This window comes from Microbacterium sp. LWH10-1.2, from assembly GCF_038397765.1.
Taxonomy (GTDB): domain Bacteria; phylum Actinomycetota; class Actinomycetes; order Actinomycetales; family Microbacteriaceae; genus Microbacterium; species Microbacterium natoriense.
In genome coordinates this window covers 3,568,169-3,587,641 of record NZ_CP151638.1, presented here as the reverse complement: position 1 = coordinate 3,587,641, position 19,473 = coordinate 3,568,169, and the positions used below count along the sequence as shown (strand labels likewise).

The window sequence follows — 19,473 nt, the reverse complement described above, 5'->3', positions numbered from 1 at the left end:
AACCAGAGACCCGTGTACAGGTCGACGGCACAGGGTAGGGAAAACCCGAAGCCGAGTGTCCGGGTGCCTCCGTGTCGCGGGTCGCGGCGTCACCGTACCTTGGGACTATGACCACACAGACTGCGACCCCACTGCAGGAGGACACGGCGAGACCGCCGTTGCGGATCCTCCTGACGATCCTCCATCTCGCCGCGCTCGGCGTTCTGGGCGCAGGCATCTTCGGAATGCTGACCGGCCTGTTCGGCGCCGGACTCGGGCTCCTCTTCGCCTTCGGCATCGGCATCTTCCTGCTGATCGGCCTCGTCTACGCGCTCTTCGGCCTCGGCTGGTTCGAGGTGGCGCGAGTCGGTTCGCTGTACCGCGTGCCGGTGGCGCCGCTGCGTCGCCGCACGAGCGACCGCCCCGGCTTCAGCGGATGGGCCCGCTCCCTCGGGCGTCAGGTCATCGACGGCCGGATGTGGAGGGCTCTCGCGAACTTCGCGCTCGCGTGCATCGCCGGTGTGATCGTGCTGCGCCTGTTCTGGACCCTCGTCTGGTCGGGCATCATCTCCTTCGCACCGCTCGCGGGCGACGGAGAGGTGGACGGTCCGTTCGGGTCCCTCGTGGATGCGGCATGGGCTCCGGTGATCGGTGCGCTCGGCGTCGTGCTGAGCGCCGCCGGCATCGTCGGTCTCGCCCTGCTCCACCGCACGCTGTCGCTCGCGATCGTGGCGCAGAGCCGCGAGGCCGAGCTCACCGAGCGCGTCCGCACCACGACCGCGCAGCGCGAGGGCGCCGTGCGGGCGGCCGACCTCGAACGCACCCGCATCGAGCGCGACCTGCACGACGGCGTCCAGCCGCGGCTCGTCTCCGTCGGCATGACGCTGGGACTCGCGCATCAGAAGATCGACGACGATCCGGCAGCCGCGAAGGACCTCATCGCCGAGGCGCACACCTCGACGAAGGCGGCGATCACCGAGCTGCGGCAGCTGGCCCGCGGCATCCACGCCTCGGTCCTCGACGACCGCGGACTGGACGCTGCACTGTCGGCCCTCGCCAGCCGCTCCCACATCCCCGTGAATCTCGACGTCCGCATGGACGGACGCTGCAGCCGTGAGGCCGAGGCCGCCGTGTACTTCGCGATCGCCGAGTCGCTGACCAATGCCGCCAAGCACTCCCGTGCGAGCGAGGCGCGGGTGACCGTGCGGCTTCGCGAGGGCAATACGCTGTGGGCTCGCGTCGAAGACAACGGTATGGGCGGCGCGCAGGTGCAGCCCGGCGGTGGACTCGACGGCATCGCCAACCGCATCCTCGCCGCCGGGGGCACGTTCCGCCTCGACAGCCCTGCGGGCGGACCCACCAGCCTGGAGGTGAACGTGCCATGCGCATCCTGATCTGCGAGGACTCCGTCCTGCTGCGCGAAGGACTCGTGCGACTGCTCGAGGACGCCGGCCACCAGGTGGTCGCCGCTCTCCCCGACACCGATGGCCTCGCCGAGGCGGTGGCGGATGCCGCGCCCGAGCTGTGCATCCTCGATGTGCGCCTCCCGCCGACGTTCACCGACGAGGGGATCCGCGCCGCGCTCGCGCTGCGGGCCACCGACGCCGCGCTGCCTCTGCTCGTGCTGTCGCAGTACGTCGAGGAGCGCTACGCATCCGACCTCATCGCCGCACAGGGCGGCCCCCTCGGCTACCTGCTGAAGGACAGGGTCGCCGACGTGTCGGAGTTCCTGGAATCGGTCACCCGCATCTCCGAGGGCGCGACCGTGCTCGACCCCGAGGTCGTCGCGCAGCTGCTCACGAGACGCAACAAGGACGACCGGATGCTGCGGCTCACCGAGCGCGAGCGCACCGTGCTGGCGCTGATCGCGGAGGGAAAGTCGAACCAGGCGATCGCCGCGCTGCTCTTCCTCTCGGAGGCGAGCGTCGAGAAGCACATCACTTCCATCTTCCAGAAGCTGGGCTTCGAGCCGGACGAGTCGGGCAACCGCCGTGTGCTCGCCGCCCTCGCCCACATCGAGAACACCGGCGGCCCGACGCCGCCCGCAGGCCAGACAGGAGCCGCACGATGAGCACCGAACAGAACCCCCTCACTCCCCCTCCCGCATCGACCCCGGCTCCGGCTCCGGCTCCGGCGCCGGCTCCGGCTCCGGCCCAGCCTCAGGCTGCGGCTCCGCGACCGGGCGGGACGAGCTGGATCACCGTCACGCTCGCCGTGATCGGCGGGCTCGCGCTGGCCGGCACCGGGGCGACGGCAGCGGTCGCCGCATCCGGAGATCTGTCTCGCAGCGACACCGTGCTGGAGCTCGACGTGACGGGCGTCTCGGAACTCGACCTCAACGCGAGCGCGAGCGATGTGCGTGTCGAGTTCGGCGACGTCGACCAGGCGCAGCTCGCCGTGACCGGCGGCCGCGGCGGCGCATGGACGCTGCAGCGCGACGAGGACGAGCTGCTCGTCCGCGGACCGGAGACGGTGTTCGGCTGGTGGTTCGGCGGCTGGTTCGACGACGACCGTTCGGTCGTGCTGACCCTTCCGTCCGAACTGCAGGGGCTCGACGCGTCCTTCACTCTGAGCGCGGGCAGCCTCGACGTCACGGGGCGCTTCGGGGAGCTCGACACCGAGCTGTCGGCGGGCGACCTGACCATCTCCGGGTCGGCGTCGTCGCTCGACGCAGACGTGAGCGCCGGCAGCGCCGACATCCTCCTCGACGGCGTGCGCGAGGCCGACTTCGCCGTATCGGCCGGTGACCTCTCGGTCGAGCTCACCGGTGCGGCTCCGAGCGAGACCTCGATCGACGTGAGCGCGGGCGGTCTCGACCTGACCGTCCCCGTCGGCGAGTACAACATCACCCAGAACGTGAGCGCGGGAACGCTCGATAACAGGCTCGACCACTCCTCGAGCTCACGGAACTCGATCGATGTGACCCTCGCCGCTGGCACGGTCACGCTGCGTCCGGGCAGATGATCGAGAGGCGGATGCCGGGCCGAAACGCCCGGCATCCGCCGCACACCTGCCTCGATTCGGATTTTGTCGGATCTTCCGGTAAAGTCTTGGAGGTTGACGGGGCTATAGCTCAGGCGGTTAGAGCGCTTCACTGATAATGAAGAGGTCCCAGGTTCAAGTCCTGGTAGCCCCACCCTTAACTCAAGAAATCCCCATGAGGGGCCTTAGCTCAGTTGGTAGAGCGCCTGCTTTGCAAGCAGGATGTCAGGAGTTCGAATCTCCTAGGCTCCACAGATGCGAGAAGGCCCCCGAGCGCAGCCCGGGGGCCTTCTCGCATCTATCGGGTTGAGTGATTCGGGGAGCCCTGGAGCGAAGCGGAAGGGCGGAGTCTCCTAGGCTCCCCCCACACGGAGTCTCCTCGGCCGCTCCACACGGAGCACCTTCTCCTCCCGACGGGAGGAGATCTCACGCTCGGGCTGAGGTTCGTGCGTCATCTCTCCGTCCGAGCGTGCGTTCTCCTCCCGGACGTGCGGTGCCCCGTCATCCCCACGACTGGCATCATGAAGCCATGACCGGGTACGAAGACGCCGACGCGACACGGCATCGGGTGCGGTTGCCGGAGCACGACGGCTCGGCCCCGCTGCTGAACATCGGGGCCTTCTCCCGGTACGCCGGTCTGAGCGTGCGGATGCTGCGGCACTACGACGATCGGGGCGTGCTGATCCCGGCCGTGGTCGATCCGTTCACCGGGTATCGGCGTTACACCGTCGAACAGCTGCGGATCGCGGGGCGCATCCGTTCGTTGCGCGATGCGGGGTGCGGCATCGCGCTGATCATGGAGCTGCTGCCCCTGTACGAGGAGTCTCCCGCGGTGCTCCGGGATCGGCTCGACGTGCATATCGCCGGTCTCGAGGAGGCTGCTCGTCAGCTCGCGGCGCAGAGAGACCTCGCGCTGAGTCTGGCCGCAGACCTCGGATCGACCGGATCGGTGGTGAGCGAGCGGATGTTCCCGTCCGCGCGGGTGCTGCAGTTGCGTCGCACCGTCGCCTGCTATCCGGCCGAGGGCGAGCTGTGGGCGGATCTGCGGACTCTGATGGCTTCCGCGGCCGGCGTCGACCCCTCCGGGTTCGGTGACCTGGTCGGCGCGACCTACTTCGACGAGGAGTATCGCGACGAGGATGTGGAGATGGCGATCTGGCGCGACTATCGCGGCTCCTTCACACCGCAGGGCGGATTCGAGGTGGTCGACCTTCCCGCACAGAGGGTGGCGTGGACGACCCACCACGGCGGGTTCGACGGCATCCATCGGGCGACCGAATCGATCGGCGCGTGGATCGCGACGCAGGGTCGCACGCAGGTCGGTCCTCTCTTCACCGTCTACGTCGTCGGGCCGGGTCGCGAGCCGGACCCCGACAAGTGGGTGACCGAGGTCAACGTCCCCATCGGCTGACCCGTCAGAGGGGTCAGCCTCTCGTGGCTTGACCCTCGCACAGTGGTAGATCTCAGACTCGATCCGAGAGCATCGCAGCGGGCGATACTCACGGACCGGAAGGACGATCGCAGATGAGCGAGTCGAGCATGAACACCGTGAACTACTTCGAGGTCGGCACGCCGGACCCCGAGGCGGCGAAGGCCTTCTACGGACAGGTCTTCGGCTGGGAGTTCGGACCGGCCGGACCCGCCGGATACGCCATGGTGAACGGGAACGCCGGTGGCCTGTGGGACACCAGCGGGATCGGATCCGGAACGTGGGCCGTGTTCTACGTCGAGGTGGCAGACGTCGAGACGAGCGTCGCCGCGGCGACCGCGAACGGGGCTCAGATCGTGCTGCCCCCGGTGGACAACGGTGCGATCATCTTCGCGCACCTCTCCGATCCGGCGGGCAACCGGTTCGGAGTCTGGCAGCGCAAGAACGCCGACTGAACCGCAGGCGAGAGTGCGGTCGTCGCGGCCGCAGGGCGGCTCCGGAATCCGTTCCGGAGCCGCCCTCACCCGCGGGAAATCGGGCGGAGCTGCCGTCTACAGTCGGGGGTCGATCGGGTCGGATTCCAGCGCGAGCACGCCGAAGACCGCCTCATGGACCCGCCAGAGAGGTTCGCCGGACGTGAAACGCCGCAGCGCCTCCAGCCCGAGAGCGTACTCACGACCGGCGAGGGACCTCTTGCGGCCGGTGTCGCGGTCGCGCAGGCGCGCGAGGCTCGCGGGCTCGGTGTAGTCGGGTCCGTAGATGATGCGGAGGTACTCCCGTCCGCGCACCTTGATGCCCGGCTGCACGAGACCCTTCTCGGTGCGGCTCAGGTTCGCGAACGGCTTGACGACCATGCCTTCACCACCGGCCGCCGTCAGATCCTCCCACCAGCGAATCGCGTGCGCGGTCGCATCCGCGTCGCCGAGGTCGACACGGAGCCGAGCAGTAGGCGTGATGAGGTCCGGGGCGGTCGCGACGAGACGGTCGGCGATCGCGAGGTGCCAGTCATGGTCGCGGGTCTCGAACGTCGAATCCCCCGCTGCGAGCAGCTGGAACGGTGCGAAGCGCACCTCCCCGGGGTCGCCGACGAAGCGCCGGTATGCGTCCCGGAAGAGACCGATGTCCTCGACGCGTGCGCGCGTCCGACCGGCGAGCTCGGCGACGTCGATGCCGGATGCCGCGGCCTGAGCCAGCACGGACTCGGCGGCGCTCATCGCGGTCACCCCTGCCGCGCCCACCGAGGCGTACTGTTCACGGATGAGATCGCCCGTCTTGAGCGACCAGGGCAGGATCTCCCCGTCGAGAAGCACCCAGTCCGCGGCGACCTGGTCCCATACCCCCGCGTGCTCCAGTGCCGTGTCGAGCCGTTCGAGGAAGCTCCGTTCGGTCACGGGGTCGAAGAACGGCCGTCCGGTCCGTGTGTGGATGACCCCGCGCCAGTCGTCGGGAGCATCGAACCTGCGGGGATCGCGCGACACGAGCACGACCGCGCGTGAGCCCATGTGCTTCTCCTCGCAGATCACATCGGTCACGCCCTGGTCGCGGAAGGAGGAGAACGCCTCAGCGGGATGCTCGAGATACCCCTCCCGCGCCGAGGTGCTCGGCGGCGACATGGTCGGCGGAAGGTAGACGAGCCACCGCGGGTCGGTCGCCCACCGGCTCATCGTCTCGAGTCCGCCCGCGGACTGCTCCTCCTTGATGCCGATCTTGCCGTGGGTGCCCGTCTCGATGATCAGCTTGCCCTGCACGTCGGCGAGGCTGAGCACGCCAGGCTCCCTCGCAGGGGTCTCGGCCGCCAGGGGGCGGATCGGCTCGTACCAGACCTGCTCCGCGGGAACCGAGACGACCTCGCGCTCCGGGTACCGCATCGCCGAGAGGGCGCCACCGAAGACGCAGCCGGTGTCGAGGCACGCCGTGTTGTTGATCCACTCGACAGTCGGCACCGGGGTGTGACCGTAGAGCACGACGGCCTTGCCGCGATAGTCCTGCGCCCACGGGTAGCGCACGGGCAGACCGAACTCGTCGGTCTCCCCCGTCGTCTCGCCGTAGAGGGCGAACGCTCGGACCCGACCCGACGCCCGGCCGTGGTACTGCTCCTTGAGACCGGCATGCGCCACGATGAGGCGACCGTCGTCGAGCACGAGGTGGGAGATGAGGTCGTAGCAGAACGTCGCGACCCGGTTCCGGAACCCCTCCGACTCACCGGCCAGCTGGGCGAGCGTCTCCTCCAGTCCGTGCGAGATCGTGACCTTGGCACCACGCAGCGCCTTGACGAGCTTGGCCTCGTGGTTCCCGGCCACGGCCAGCGCAGTGCCGGATGCGACCATCCCCATCGCGAGACGGAGCACACCCACGACGTCGGGTCCTCTGTCCACGAGGTCGCCGACGAAGACCACGCGACGTCCTTCGGGGTGCGTCGCATCGACGGGCCGGCCCTGCTCATCACGGGAGAGCGCGTACCCGAGCGCCCCCAGCAGCGTCTCGAGCTCGCTGCGGCATCCGTGCACATCGCCGATGACGTCGAAGGGGCCGTGCTCATCCGAACGATCGTTGAGCAGCCGGGTGCGCGTGATCGTCACGGACGCGACATCCTCGGGAGTGCGGAGGATGTGCACCTTGCGGAATCCCTCCTTCGCGAGGTGACGCAGGCCGCGGCGCAGCTGATCGGTCTGCCGCTTGACGACACCGGCCGGAATCGATCGATCCGCGCGAATCTCATTGCGCGCGCTGCTCACCGACTCAGGCAGGTCGAACACGATGGCGACGGGGAGCACGTCGTGTGCTTTGGCGAGTTCCACGAGCTTGCGACGCGCGTCAGGTTGCACGCTCGTGGCGTCGATCACGGTGAGAAGTCCGGCGGCCAGCCGTTTGCCGGCGACGTACTGCAGCGCATCGAATGCCGCCGCCGTAGCCGACTGATCGGTCTCGTCGTTCGCGACGAGACCGCGGAACGAGTCGCTGGACAGGGTCTCGTAGGGGCCGAAGTGGTCGCGCGCGAAGGTCGACTTACCCGACCCCGAGGCGCCGACGAGCACGACGAGCGATGCAGCGGGGATGTCGAGCACGGTCATGCGGCCACCTCCCGTCGGAAGAGTGCGAGCTGAGTCGGTGATCCGAGCACGGCGTCTTCTTCTCCGATCGGGCGATACTCGACCGTGTATCCGTGGCGGGAGGCGACGGCGTCAGCCCAGCCGCGGAACTGCTCACGCGTCCACTCGAACCGATGATCGTCGTGGCGGTGACCGCCGGATCCCAACGTCGGATACAGCGCGTTGTACTCCGCGTTCGGCGTCGTCACGATCACCGAGGCGGGGTCCGCACCCGCGAAGACCGCATCCTCGAGCGCGCGCAGCCGTGGCGGCTCCACGTGCTCGATCACCTCCATCAGCACCATCGCGTCGTAGCCGCGGAGCCTGTCATCCCGGTAGACCACGGAGCCGTGGAGCAGCTCGATCCGCTCCCGCTCGGCATCCGACGCGGCGTCGAGGCGCAGCATCCGTGCCGCTCGTTCCAATGACCGCGCTGACACGTCGACGCCGACGATCTTCGTGAACGACCGATCGCTCGCGAGCCGCGAGAGCAGCGCACCGGGACCGCATCCCATGTCGACGACGCGGTGTGCGCCGGCATCCCTGAGCGCCTGCATCACGGCATCCGCTCGATGCACCCGCAGCGGCGTCTCCCGAACGGCGTCGTCCTCGTCTGCTGTCTGGGCGAGCAGCGATCGCTGGTGCACGAGATACCGTCGTGTGATCAGCTCGCGCTCGGGGTGATCGGCGAGCCACCCCTCTCCCGCGCGCTCCAGCTTCGAGATCTCATCATCGCCGACCCAGTAGTGCTTGGTGTCGTCGAGCACCGGAAGCAGGACGTAGAGCTGTCGCAGGGCGTCCGCCAGCCGGACACGCCCGCTCAGGGTGACCGAGCTGTAGCGTGAGTCGCCCCAGTCCGGGTGGGCGGGATCGAGCGGGATGCTCTGCTCGACGACATCCCAGCCGCACGGCTCGAACATGCGACGCACCAGGTCGTCTTCCTCGCCGCGGGTGGAGACCACCGGCACGTCGATGCGCAGCGGCAGGGGTGACTCGGCGAGTTCGGGATACGAGTCGCTGCGGCCGGTCATCGCCGTGCGGAACACCGTGCCGATCGCGACGGCCAGCATGCTCGACGCCACGTACGGGCGGTCGTTGACGTAGTGGTCGAGTGCTCCGGCGTCGCCCCGGAACCGCTTGTTCCGCACGAGTCCGACGGGATCGACCTCCACGAGCACCGCCGCGGTCGTGCGTTCGGCCGTCGCCTCCGGATAGAAGACGTGGATGTCACCGACGGGGGCGGAGAAGGTCTGCACCTTCGCCGGATGCTTGTGCAGCAGGTAGCCGAGGACGGTCGCGTCGACGTCCTCATCCGGCTCGTAGGTCAGTGTGAACAGCATCGACACCCCCGGTTGATGGCATTTCGCCTCAGTCTAGGTCCGCCGCGGATCCGCACCAGGATCACTCTGCGGACGGCCGCCCGGCGAACCTCTCCCGCGTCTGCGCATCGGCGACGTAGACGACGAGCTGCACGTCGGTCAGGTCAGACGGACGCAGCTGGTGGTGCTCGAACACGAGGCGGCCGAGGGTCGGATGCAGGAACACCCGCTCGCGCGACTCGAAGCCGCCGACCCCGTGGCTCTCCCAGCGCTCGCGGAACTCGGGGCTCGCGTCCATCAGCCGGCCGATGACGTCGCGGTAGCGCGGGTCGCCGAGCCTCGGTCCGGCCTCGGCTCGGAATTCGGCGAGGAACCGGCGGCTCGTGTCGTCCCAGTCGTCGAGGAGCGACCGCACCGCGGGGTCGGTGAAGATGAGCCACAGCAGGTTGCGCTGCTCAGGGGGCGTCGTGGCGACGTTGGGGTACAGCCGCTCGTAGGCGCTGTTCCATCCGGCGATGCCCCAGTCCGGGGCGAGCGCGTAGGCGGGGTGCTCGTCGAGCGCGTCGAGGAATCGCTGCACGTGAGCGGGAGCCGTCTCGACGGCGACGCTCGAGCCCGGGCGACTGGGGGCGAATCCCGCGAGCGTCAGCACGTAGTCGTGCTCCGCGACGGTGAGGTGCAGCGCGGTGGCGACCGCATCCAGCACCTGCCTCGACGGGTTGATGTCCCTGCCCTGTTCGAGCCAGGTGTACCAGGTCACGCTCACGCCGGAGAGGAAGGAGATCTCCTCGCGCCGCAGGCCGACCGTGCGGCCGCGACCCGCGGGGGGCAGACCGAACGCCGCCCGGTCGAGCAGCGACCGTCGGGCGCGCAGGAAGGCGCCGAGCTCGGTGCGCTGCTGGTCGTCGGTGGTCATGCATCAAACCTAGTGCTCTCACTACTAGTATCAGCGCCGTCTTCCGACGACATCGGGATGCCACCAGGGTGGAAGAATGCCCACGCCTCTTCGCTCCCGCACCGTCACGCACGGACGCAACGCCGCCGGCGCCCGCGCGCTCTTCCGCGCCGCCGGCGTCAACGCCGCCGACTTCGGCAAGCCGATGATCGCCGTCGCGAACAGCTTCACCGAGTTCGTCCCCGGTCACACGCACCTGCAGCCGGTCGGACGCATCGTCAGCGACGCGATCTCCGCGGCCGGCGGCATCCCGCGCGAGTTCAACACGATCGCGGTCGACGACGGCATCGCGATGGGACACGGAGGGATGCTGTACTCCCTCCCCTCGCGCGACCTCATCGCCGACTCGGTCGAGTACATGGTCAACGCCCACCAGGCCGATGCCCTGGTCTGCATCTCGAACTGCGACAAGATCACCCCCGGCATGCTCATGGCCGCTCTGCGCCTCAACATCCCGACGGTCTTCGTCTCCGGCGGACCGATGGAGTCCGGCCGGGCGACCCTCGTCGACGGCAGCGTGCGCACGCTCGACCTCGTCGACGCGATCTCCGAGGCGGCGAACGACACGGTGTCGGATGCCGACATCCAGCGCATCGAGGAGAACGCCTGCCCGACGTGCGGCTCGTGCTCGGGTATGTTCACCGCGAACTCGATGAACTGCCTCGTCGAGGCGCTCGGCCTCGCCCTGCCGGGAAACGGCTCGGTGCTCGCGACGCACACCGCCCGCCGCGCGCTGTACGAGAAGGCCGGCGAAGTCGCCGTGCAGATCACGCATCGCTTCTACGACGAGGACGACCGCTCGGTGCTGCCGCGCGAGGTCGCGAGCTTCGCCGCCTTCGAGAACGCGATGGCCCTCGACATCGCGATGGGCGGCTCGACGAACACGATCCTGCATCTGCTCGCCGCGGCGCACGAGGCCGGCATCGACTTCGGCCTCGACGAGATCGACGCCGTGTCGCGCCGCGTGCCCTGCCTCGCGAAGATCGCCCCGAACCCCGCCTACGGCCGCATGTACTACATGGAGGACGTGCACCGGGCCGGCGGCATCCCGGCGGTGCTCGGCGAGCTCCGCCGCGGCGGACTTCTCGACGAGAACGTCAGCACGATCCACTCCGCCTCCTTCGCCGACTGGCTCGACGACTGGGACATCCGCGGCGGCAAGGCCACCGAGACCGCCAAGGAGCTGTGGCTCGCGGCTCCGGGCGGCGTGCGGTCGTCGAGTGCGTTCTCGCAGTCCGAGCGCTGGGCGACTCTCGACGAGGATGCCGAGAACGGCTGCATCCGCGACATCGACCACGCCTACTCGGTCGACGGCGGCCTCGCGGTGCTCCGCGGCAACATCGCCGTGGACGGCGCCGTGGTGAAGACGGCGGGCGTGGACCCGTCGATCCTCGTGTTCTCCGGCCCCGCAGTGGTGTGCGAGTCGCAGGAGGAAGCGGTCGCGAAGATCCTCGGCAAGAAGGTGCAGCCGGGCGATGTGGTCGTGATCCGCTACGAGGGGCCCAAGGGCGGACCCGGCATGCAGGAGATGCTCCACCCGACGTCCTTCCTCAAGGGCCGTGGACTCGGCAAGGTCTGCGCGCTGATCACCGACGGCCGCTTCTCCGGCGGCACGTCGGGACTCTCGATCGGCCACGTCTCCCCCGAGGCGGCCGCGGGCGGCGTCATCGCCCTGGTCGAGGACGGCGACATCATCGACATCGACATCCCCTCCCGGTCGATGAGCCTGCGCGTCGACGAGTCGGAGCTTGAGCGTCGCCGCGAGCGGCTGCTGGATGCCGGCGGCTACCGCCCGGTCGATCGGCAGCGCCCCGTGTCACTCGCGCTGCGGGCGTACGCGGCGATGGCGACCTCGGCCGACCGCGGCGCGGTGCGCGATGTGGAGGCTGTCGAGCGCGCGATGCGCGAGCAGGAGCTCCGCAGCGCGGCATCCCTCGCCTGATCCGGCGTCACTCGCGCCGCTCGGTGCTGGGGAGTCACTTAACGTCGCGTCAGCGCTCTCGGACACGACGATACGTGACCCCTCAACGCCGTGCGCGGGGCGCAGATCAGGTGGTCGTGGAGCCGTTCTTGTTCGTGACGAGCCAGATGATCGGGCCGAGGATCGGGAAGGCCAGCACGATCAGGATCCACACCGCCTTCTCCACACCGGTTCCACGGCTGTTGATGATCCCCATGACCGCGCGGATGAACAGCACGACCACCGCAGCGAACACGAGGAACACGACGAGCAGAACGATCACGTGCGGGATGCTGAAGGACTCCATGGTTCACATCGTGCCAGGTCCACGTTCATGCGTCCGGTAGGTCAGTCACGCAGAGGTCATGCGCCGCTCGGGGCTGAGGAGTCACGGAACGTCGGGTCTGAGCCCTCGGACTCGACGTTTCCTGACCCTTCACCGAGGCGGTGCGGCCTATGACGGCGCGGGCGGGCTCAGCCGCGGGAGATCAGCCGCATCGGGAGCACGACGTTCTCGAAGGGGCGCGAGCGGTCGCTGAGTCGGGCGACCGCGAGGCGTGCGGCCTGACGCCCGAGCGCCTCGACCTCACCGGTCACGACGGTGATGCCGAGCACCTGCGCCCACTCGGGGTCGTCGAAGCCCAGTACGGCAGGGCGGGCGGATGCCGGCATCCCCGCGAGCTCCTCCATGGCGCCGAGCAGGATCCGGTTGTTCCCTGCGACGATCGCGGTCGGCGGATGCGCGAGGGCGAGCAGTTCCCGCACGCAGGCGCGTGACGAGACCACGTCGTGCGCGTCGGCGCGCAGCAGCTCGCGCCAGTCGGAGCCCGCGGGATCGAGCACGTCGCCCATGCCCGCCATGCGCTGCCGGTAGGTGGGGAGCCACGCGTAGTCGCCGATGAACGCGATGCGACGATGCCCGGCGTCGATGAGGTGCCGTGCGGCGAGCCGTCCGCCCTCGCGGTTGTCGAACACGACAGAGTCGGCCTCGACCTGCTCGGCCGGCCGGTCGACGAACACGACGGGGATGCCGCGGGCCTGCAGCGATGCGTAGTCGCGGTGGTCGGGCATCGCCGAGACGGTGATCACGGCCTTCGTCTGCCGGTCGGCGAGGTCGTGCGCGACCCGTCGCTCCTGCTCGGCCGATTCACGGGAGTTGGTCACCGAGAGGTGCATCCCCCGCGGGCGGATCTCGTCTTCGATTCCCTGCGCGAGGGCGGAGTAGAACGGGTTGGTGAAGTCGCCGGTGATCAGTCCGATCGAGTCGGCGAGTCGCCCGGAGGCCAGGAGGCTGGCGGCGGAGTTGCGCTGATAGTCGAGCTCCCTCGCCGCGTCGAGCACCACGGCGAGCGTCTTCTCGCTCACATACGATTCGCCGCCCAGGGCGCGGGATGCCGTCTTCAGACTCACTCCCGCGCGCTCGGCGACCTGGGCGAGCGTCGGACGCGCCGGCTGCTCTGCATCCGATCTCGTCATCGTCTCCCCTGTGGTCGTCGGCGGGCATCCCCATTATCGCGGCGGATGCGTCGATCATGTCTTCCGCGCTCCACCGTCGCTGTGGTAGCGTCCTCATCATATGACAGCGCTGTCATGAAGTGGACGGCGCGGCGGCAGCACACCCGTCGGCCGCAGACGACACATCGCAGTGGAGTTCAAGGAGCAACCATGACCGTTCCATCCCCGAGGAACGCACGACCCGGCCGTCGCGCCTGGGCGGCGGGAGGCGTCGCCCTCGCCGTGACCCTCGCCATGCTGACCCCGATGCAGGCGATCGCCGCCGGCGGCACGACGTTCCGTTCGTCGTTCGAGACGACGGATGCCGCGCCCGTGCTCACCGGCACGGGCGCCGCCGTCAACGTCACCGGCGACCGCTTCACCCCCGGAAGCGTGCTCGGCCAGGTGTCGGCGGTCACGGCATCCGCTCAGAACACCCCCAACGAGGGTGCCGCCAACGTCGCCGACGGCAACGCGGGCACGAAGTGGCTGGCGTTCCAGAACACCGGGTGGGTGCAGTACCAGCTGAGCACCCCGCAGCCGATGGTGCGCTACACGCTCACCTCCGGCGGCGACGCCCAGGAGCGCGACCCCAAGGACTTCCGGGTGCAGGGCTCCAACAACGGCACCGACTGGGACACGGTCGACCAGCGCAGCGGCGAGCTCTTCACCGGTCGCGGCGAGACCCGCAGCTTCACGCTCGCGACGCCGAGCCCGGCGTACACCTACTACCGTCTCGACGTGCAGGCCGTGCGCGACCCCAGCAAGAACATCCTGCAGCTCGCCGGCTGGGAGCCCATCGCCGTCGACGGCGCGACGCCCCCGCCCAGCGACCTCTTCCTCGCGACCGGGTCCGGTCCCGCCAGCTCCGACACCGCCAAGACCGGCGTCGGCTTCACCGGCGTGAAGGCCCTGCAGTACACGGGCCGCACCCTCGAGGCGGGCCCCGCCTCCTCGACCTCGACCCTGTACAGCGACGTCGACATCGCGGTCGCCGACGACACCGCCCTCTCGTACGCCGTCTTCCCGGTGCTCGACGGCGAGCAGACGTACGCGGCCACGTTCGTCGCGGTCGACCTGCGGTTCACCGACGGCACGACCCTCTCCACCAGCGGCGCCGTCGACTCCTACGGCTACGCGGCGAACGCGAAGGCCAAGGGGCAGTCGAACAGCCTGTGGCCGAACCAGTGGAACAGGGTGACCGTCGATCTCGGCCAGTTCGCCGGCCGCACGGTCGACGACGTCCTCTTCACCTACGACCACCCCGGCTCCGACGTGCACGCCGTCGAGGTGCCCACGGCGGGCACGGCCTTCACGGGCTGGCTCGACGACATCTCCATCGCCGAGGTCGCGCCCCGCGACATCTCCGACGGCCTCGTGTCGTTCGTCGACACCCGTCGCGGCACGAACTCGACCGGCGGCTTCTCCCGGGGCAACAACTTCCCGGCGGTGGCCTGGCCGAACGGCTTCAACTTCATCACCCCGATGACCAACGCCGACAACGCGGGCACGCTGTACCAGTACCAGCGCGCCAACAACGCGCAGAACCAGCCGACCCTCAACGGCATCGGCATCTCGCACGAGCCGAGCATCTGGATGGGCGACCGCAACTCGCTCGCCGTGATGCCCGCCGCGAACGGCAACCCCACGTCCTCGCTGAACGACCGCAAGCTCGCGTTCAGCCACGACAACGAGATCGCCCGTCCCGACATCTACAGCGTCGGCTTCGACAACGGCATCCAGACCGATGTCACCGCCACCGACCACGGCGCCATCTACCGCTTCGAGTTCACGGGCGACGCGAGCTCGGTCGTCATCGACCAGCTCGTGAACTCCTCCAAGCTCTCGGTCACCGGCGACACCGTGACCGGTTGGGTCGACGGCGGCTCCGGCTGGCCGGGGCGCACGCGGATGTTCGTGTACGGCACGTTCGACCGCCAGCCCACGGCATCCGGCGCCACCACCAAGGGCGACCGCAACGGCACCGCACGCTATGCGGCGTTCGACACCTCGGGCGACCGCACCGTCGAGCTGCGGCTGTCGACCTCGTTCATCTCGCAGGATCAGGCGCGCAAGAACTTCGACTTCGAGCTCTCCGGCGTCTCCTTCGATAAGGCCCATGCCGCCGTAGAAGCCGCATGGAACGACCGCCTCGGCGTCGTGCACGACGTCAAGGGCGCGACCGACGCGCAGCTGGTCAACCTCTACTCGAGCCTGTACCGCCTGAACCTGTACCCGAACTCGCAGTTCGAGAACACGGGAAGCGCGGCCGATCCGGTCTACAAGTACGCGAGCCCCGTCTCCCCGACGACGGGATCCGCGACCGACACCCAGACCAACGCCAAGATCGTCGACGGAAAGATCTACGTCAACAACGGCTTCTGGGACACCTATCGCACGGCCTGGCCGCTGTACTCGCTGCTGTATCCCGACGTCACCGAGGACCTCGTCGACGGCTTCGTGCAGCAGTACCGCGACGGCGGCTGGGTGGCGCGGTGGTCGTCTCCGGGCTACGCCGACCTGATGACCGGCACGAGCTCCGATGTGGCGTTCGCCGAGGCGTACCTCGCCGGATCCCTCGACACCGACACGGCCCTCGAGGCCTATGACGCGGCGGTCAAGAACGCGACCGTGCTGCCGCCCTCGAACGACGTCGGCCGCAAGGGCATCGCGCAGTCGATCTTCCTCGGATACACCGAGGCGACGACGCACGAGAGCGCATCGTGGGGCCTGGAGGGCTTCATCAACGACTTCGGCATCGCGGAGATGGCGAAGGCGCTGTCCGAGGACCCGAAGACCCCGGCCGATCGCATCGAGCGGCTGAAGGACGAGGCCACCTATTTCGAGGCCCGCGCCGAGCACTACGTCGAGATGTTCAACCCCGAGGCGGGCACGTTCACCTCGCGCAACGCCGACGGTTCCTGGACGTCCGGCGCGGACTTCGACAAGAAGGCGTGGGGCGGTGCCTTCACCGAGGCGAGCGCCTGGACCTTCGGGTACCACGCTCCCCACGACGTCGACGGACTCGCCGCGCTCTACGGCGGCAGGCAGGGGCTCCTCGACAACCTGCACCAGTTCCTCACGACCCGTGAGAAGGCCGACTACTCCGGCATCCACGAGGCTCGGGAGGCGCGCGACGTGCGCCTCGGGATGCTGGGCATGTCGAACCAGATCTCCCACCACATCCCCTACGTGCTCGCCGAGGCCGGCGACCCGTCCGGTGCGCAGAAGCTGATCCGCGACATCCAGGACCGCCTCTTCGTGGGCTCCGACATCGGCCAGGGTTACCCCGGCGACGAGGACAACGGCGAGTTCTCGGCCTGGTACGTGTTCTCGGCCCTCGGGTTCTACCCGATGGAGGTCGGATCGGGGAACTACACGGTCGGCACGCCCCTGTTCGACAGCGCGACGCTCTCGATCGGCGACACCGACCTGGTCATCAACGCCCCCGGGGCGTCCAGCGGCAAGGACTACGTCGCCGGCGTCAGCATCAACGGCACGGCCGTCTCCGACACCACGTTCGACGGCGACCTCGTCCGTGCGGGCGGCACGCTCGACTTCACGATGAGCGCGCAGCCCTCGGCGTGGGGTGCGAAGGACCTCACGGAGCCGCTCGCGGTGCCGACGAGCCTGGTCGATGCGACCAAGCCCGGACGCGGCATCCTCACGGCCGCCGACGGCACTCCGGTCGGCGCGCTCGTCGACGACAACATGAACTCGAAGACGACGTTCGCGGGCGCGACCGCCGAGCTGGTCTGGACCTCGCAGTCCGGTCCGGTCTCGATCGGGCAATACACGCTGACGGATGCCGCGAAGGGCAGCGCCCCGTCGAGCTGGACGCTCTCGGGCTCCACCGACGGCGTGAACTGGACAGAGCTCGATTCACGCACGGGCGAGACGTTCGCGTGGGACACCCAGACCCGGCCGTTCACGGCGAACGGCGAGGGCGGCTACACGAGCATCAAGCTGAGCCTCACGGGTGCGGGCGATGCCCTGTCGCTGTCCGAGGTCGAGCTGTTCGCGAAGGCCGCAGGGGCCGACGGACTCTCGATCACCCCGGCCGCCCCGCAGCGGGTCGCGGCGGGAACGTCGTTCACCGGCAGCCTCGGGACCATCATCGGCGAGGAGACGGATGCCGCCGGCTACACCGTCACGGTGGACTACGGCGACGGCACCCCGGTTCCGAGCGTGAAGCTCACTCGCGACGATCTCGGCGGCTGGAAGGTGAGCGCCCCGCACACCTTCGACGCCCCGGGCACGTACACGGCGACGGTCGTGGTGCGCGACTCGACGGGCGCCACGGCATCCGGTGCGGCGACCGTCACGGTCTACCGCGATGAGACGCTCGTCGGCAGCTTCAACGGCGTGTGCATCGGCGACCTCAACCTGACCGCCGCGAACTGCGATGACCAGGGCTACGGGTACTACCGCGACAAGCTCGCCGCCGACGGGTTCGTGCAGGGTCAGACCCTGACGCTCCCCGGCTCCTCCCTCACCTACGATCTGCCCGCTGTCGCCCCCGGCGCTCCGGACAACCTCACCGGAGAGGGTCAGACGATCCGCCTCGACCTCGGCACCGGCGCGACGCAGCTCGCGTTCGTCGGCACGGCGACGGAGAAGGCGCGTCAGCCTGAGGCGGTGCTGCACTTCACCGACGGCACCGAGCAGCGCGTGCAGATCTCGTTCGGCGACTGGGTGGGAGCATCCGGCAGCCCGGCGTTCGGCAACTCGGTGGTCGCGGTCTCCGAGGGACGCCTGTCGGGTACCGGCGCGGAGTCCAGTGTGAAGAACACCGCGATCTACGCGACCGCGCCGATCACGATCGACCTCGACGCCGACGGGAAGCCGAAGGTCGTGGAGTCGCTCACGATGCCGAAGGAGGCAGGTACGCTCCGCGACGGACGCGTGCACGTGTTCGCCATCGCCTCCGACGGCGACCGCGCCGCCGCCGCTCCGCTGGCGGTGACCGCCTCGACCGTGGCCGATCAGATCGCCGGCGAGGAGTTCGAGGCCGCGCTGGCCGCGGTCTCGGGCGGCTCCGGCGAGGCGACCGCGGTGGTCAACTGGGGCGACGGGTCTCCCGTGTCCACGGTCGACGTGGCCTCGGGCGCCGTCACCGGCACGCACACCTACGCCGCGGCCGGCACCTACACGGTCACGGTCACGGCGGACGACGGCGTGAAGTCGGCCGACGCGCAGCTGCAGATCGTGGTCGCCGAGCCGGAACCGGAGTACGAGCCCGTGATCACGGTGGACGGCGCCGAGGTGGAGCCGGGTGACACGGTGCACGTGACCGGCACGGGCTTCGCGCCGGGTGAGAGCGTCTCGATCCGCATCGACGACGAGGAGCCGGTGGTCGTGAAGGCCCTCGACGACGGCACGGTGTCGGCCGACGTCACGGTCCCCGCGGATGCCGTGGACGGCGCTCACCCCGTGATCGCCCTCGGCAGCGTCTCGAACGTCGAGGCGCGGGCCACGGTGCTTGTCGTCACCGGATCGACCGGCGCCACGGCGACGACCGTCGTGCTCTCGACCACGGCGACCGATCCGGTCGCCGGCGAGTCCGTCGCCCTCACCGCCACGGTGAAGCCGGCAGGCGCGGCGGGTCAGGTCGAGTTCCTCGAGGGCGATGTCGTGGTCGGATCCGCCGGAGTCTCGGCGGGAGCGGCGACGGCCGACATCCGCATCGAGACCTCGGGTGCGCACACCTACATCGCGCGCTTCGTGCCGTCGGATCCGAAGGCCTACCTCGGCTCGACGTCCGCCCCGCTCACGCTCGACGTGCGCAGCACCCCGGTGCTCGACGCGGAGATCGTGGTCGGCGTGAAGAGCGTCGTCCAGGGCGGCTCGTTCGAGCTCATCGGCCGCGGCTTCGGCGCGGGCGAGAAGGTCTCGATCGTGCTGCACTCCGACCCGATCCACCTCGCGGACGTGGTCGCCGACGGTGCGGGTTCCTTCCGCATCCAGGTGGCCGTGCCCGCGAACGCCCCGGTCGGCGCGCACACCGTCGTCGCCACCGGCGCCGACACGGGCCTCACCGCCCAGGCCGCGCTGCAGGTGACGGCCGCGGCTGTCGTCGGCGGTGGTCTCGCCGGAACGGGCGGAGCGGTGCCGATCGTGCTGATCGTGGCGCTGCTGGTGCTGCTCGCGGCCGGTGGAGTCCTCGTGACCCGCCGCCGCAGGGAGTCCTGACCCCCGCAGGATCCCCACGACCGCCCTCCCCGCACTCCGGGGAGGGCGGTCGTGCTGTGAGCCGCGGATGCCGC

12 protein-coding genes and 2 tRNA genes are annotated in these 19,473 nt (G+C 69.5%); 9 read left to right on the top strand and 5 right to left on the bottom strand.

Translation table 11 applies throughout. The features are described from left to right. Positions 1-107: 107 nt before the first annotated feature. The 7 genes from MRBLWH10_RS16725 to MRBLWH10_RS16695 all read left to right on the top strand — a co-directional run bounded on the left by MRBLWH10_RS16725 (position 108) and on the right by MRBLWH10_RS16695 (position 4,845). The gene (locus MRBLWH10_RS16725) at positions 108-1,373 is read left to right on the top strand and encodes a histidine kinase (RefSeq protein ID WP_341940789.1); all 1,266 of its coding nucleotides are present in this window, start codon (positions 108-110) and stop codon (positions 1,371-1,373) included. Next, positions 1,361-2,050, top strand: coding sequence for a response regulator transcription factor (locus tag MRBLWH10_RS16720; RefSeq protein WP_341940788.1), 690 nt, complete (start codon positions 1,361-1,363; stop codon positions 2,048-2,050). Before MRBLWH10_RS16725 ends, MRBLWH10_RS16720 begins: the two co-directional genes overlap by 13 nt. Beyond that, complete coding sequence (locus tag MRBLWH10_RS16715; protein ID WP_341940787.1) at positions 2,047-2,943, top strand: DUF4097 family beta strand repeat-containing protein; 897 nt, start codon at positions 2,047-2,049, stop codon at positions 2,941-2,943. The genes MRBLWH10_RS16720 and MRBLWH10_RS16715 overlap by 4 nt, the downstream gene beginning before the upstream one ends. Before the next feature lie 98 nt (positions 2,944-3,041). Continuing rightward, positions 3,042-3,115, top strand: a tRNA-Ile gene (locus MRBLWH10_RS16710). 25 nt (positions 3,116-3,140) lie between these two features. Next, positions 3,141-3,213, top strand: a tRNA-Ala gene (locus tag MRBLWH10_RS16705). A 277-nt stretch (positions 3,214-3,490) separates the two neighbouring features. Then, positions 3,491-4,372 carry a MerR family transcriptional regulator gene (locus MRBLWH10_RS16700; protein WP_341940786.1) on the top strand — a complete coding sequence of 294 codons (882 nt, stop codon included), beginning with the start codon at positions 3,491-3,493 and terminating at the stop codon, positions 4,370-4,372. 113 nt (positions 4,373-4,485) lie between these two features. Beyond that, positions 4,486-4,845 carry a VOC family protein gene (locus MRBLWH10_RS16695; protein ID WP_341940785.1) on the top strand — a complete coding sequence of 120 codons (360 nt, stop codon included), beginning with the start codon at positions 4,486-4,488 and terminating at the stop codon, positions 4,843-4,845. A 96-nt stretch (positions 4,846-4,941) separates the two neighbouring features. Here the strand turns inward: MRBLWH10_RS16695 and MRBLWH10_RS16690 are convergent, their stop codons facing one another. The 3 genes from MRBLWH10_RS16690 to MRBLWH10_RS16680 all read right to left on the bottom strand — a co-directional run bounded on the left by MRBLWH10_RS16690 (position 4,942) and on the right by MRBLWH10_RS16680 (position 9,714). Beyond that, a complete protein-coding gene (locus tag MRBLWH10_RS16690; RefSeq protein WP_341940784.1) occupies positions 4,942-7,461 on the bottom strand; it encodes a polynucleotide kinase-phosphatase in 2,520 nt (839 codons plus the stop codon). Continuing rightward, positions 7,458-8,819: a 3' terminal RNA ribose 2'-O-methyltransferase Hen1 gene (locus MRBLWH10_RS16685; RefSeq protein ID WP_341940783.1), complete on the bottom strand. Its 1,362-nt coding sequence runs from the start codon at positions 8,817-8,819 to the stop codon at positions 7,458-7,460. The genes MRBLWH10_RS16690 and MRBLWH10_RS16685 overlap by 4 nt, the downstream gene beginning before the upstream one ends. Positions 8,820-8,880: 61 nt before the next feature. Continuing rightward, a complete protein-coding gene (locus tag MRBLWH10_RS16680) occupies positions 8,881-9,714 on the bottom strand; it encodes a helix-turn-helix transcriptional regulator (RefSeq protein WP_341940782.1) in 834 nt (277 codons plus the stop codon). Positions 9,715-9,790: 76 nt separating this feature from the next. Between MRBLWH10_RS16680 and ilvD the strand changes: the two genes are divergently transcribed. Further along, positions 9,791-11,695 carry a dihydroxy-acid dehydratase gene (gene ilvD / locus MRBLWH10_RS16675; protein ID WP_105673407.1) on the top strand — a complete coding sequence of 635 codons (1,905 nt, stop codon included), beginning with the start codon at positions 9,791-9,793 and terminating at the stop codon, positions 11,693-11,695. Between the two features lie 106 nt (positions 11,696-11,801). On the opposite strand, the gene MRBLWH10_RS16670 is transcribed toward ilvD, so the two are convergent. Further along, positions 11,802-12,020: a PLD nuclease N-terminal domain-containing protein gene (locus MRBLWH10_RS16670; protein ID WP_341940781.1), complete on the bottom strand. Its 219-nt coding sequence runs from the start codon at positions 12,018-12,020 to the stop codon at positions 11,802-11,804. A 167-nt stretch (positions 12,021-12,187) separates the two neighbouring features. Continuing rightward, positions 12,188-13,189 (bottom strand): LacI family DNA-binding transcriptional regulator, encoded by a 1,002-nt coding sequence (locus MRBLWH10_RS16665; RefSeq protein ID WP_341940780.1) that lies wholly within the window; start codon positions 13,187-13,189, stop codon positions 12,188-12,190. Between the two features lie 189 nt (positions 13,190-13,378). Here MRBLWH10_RS16665 and MRBLWH10_RS16660 point away from each other — a divergent pair, with 189 nt between their 5' ends. Then, positions 13,379-19,399, top strand: coding sequence for a GH92 family glycosyl hydrolase (locus tag MRBLWH10_RS16660; RefSeq protein ID WP_341940779.1), 6,021 nt, complete (start codon positions 13,379-13,381; stop codon positions 19,397-19,399). Positions 19,400-19,473 lie beyond the last annotated feature (74 nt).

Coding starts and splice junctions, on each gene's coding strand:
- MRBLWH10_RS16720 (WP_341940788.1), top strand. CDS start 1,361: ATGCGCATCCTGATCTGCGAGGACTCCGTCCTGCTGCGCGAAGGACTC.
- MRBLWH10_RS16715 (WP_341940787.1), top strand. CDS start 2,047: ATGAGCACCGAACAGAACCCCCTCACTCCCCCTCCCGCATCGACCCCG.
- MRBLWH10_RS16665 (WP_341940780.1), bottom strand. CDS start 13,189: ATGACGAGATCGGATGCAGAGCAGCCGGCGCGTCCGACGCTCGCCCAG.
- MRBLWH10_RS16680 (WP_341940782.1), bottom strand. CDS start 9,714: ATGACCACCGACGACCAGCAGCGCACCGAGCTCGGCGCCTTCCTGCGC.
- MRBLWH10_RS16695 (WP_341940785.1), top strand. CDS start 4,486: ATGAGCGAGTCGAGCATGAACACCGTGAACTACTTCGAGGTCGGCACG.
- ilvD (WP_105673407.1), top strand. CDS start 9,791: ATGCCCACGCCTCTTCGCTCCCGCACCGTCACGCACGGACGCAACGCC.
- MRBLWH10_RS16660 (WP_341940779.1), top strand. CDS start 13,379: ATGACCGTTCCATCCCCGAGGAACGCACGACCCGGCCGTCGCGCCTGG.
- MRBLWH10_RS16670 (WP_341940781.1), bottom strand. CDS start 12,020: ATGGAGTCCTTCAGCATCCCGCACGTGATCGTTCTGCTCGTCGTGTTC.
- MRBLWH10_RS16685 (WP_341940783.1), bottom strand. CDS start 8,819: ATGCTGTTCACACTGACCTACGAGCCGGATGAGGACGTCGACGCGACC.
- MRBLWH10_RS16725 (WP_341940789.1), top strand. CDS start 108: ATGACCACACAGACTGCGACCCCACTGCAGGAGGACACGGCGAGACCG.
- MRBLWH10_RS16700 (WP_341940786.1), top strand. CDS start 3,491: ATGACCGGGTACGAAGACGCCGACGCGACACGGCATCGGGTGCGGTTG.
- MRBLWH10_RS16690 (WP_341940784.1), bottom strand. CDS start 7,461: ATGACCGTGCTCGACATCCCCGCTGCATCGCTCGTCGTGCTCGTCGGC.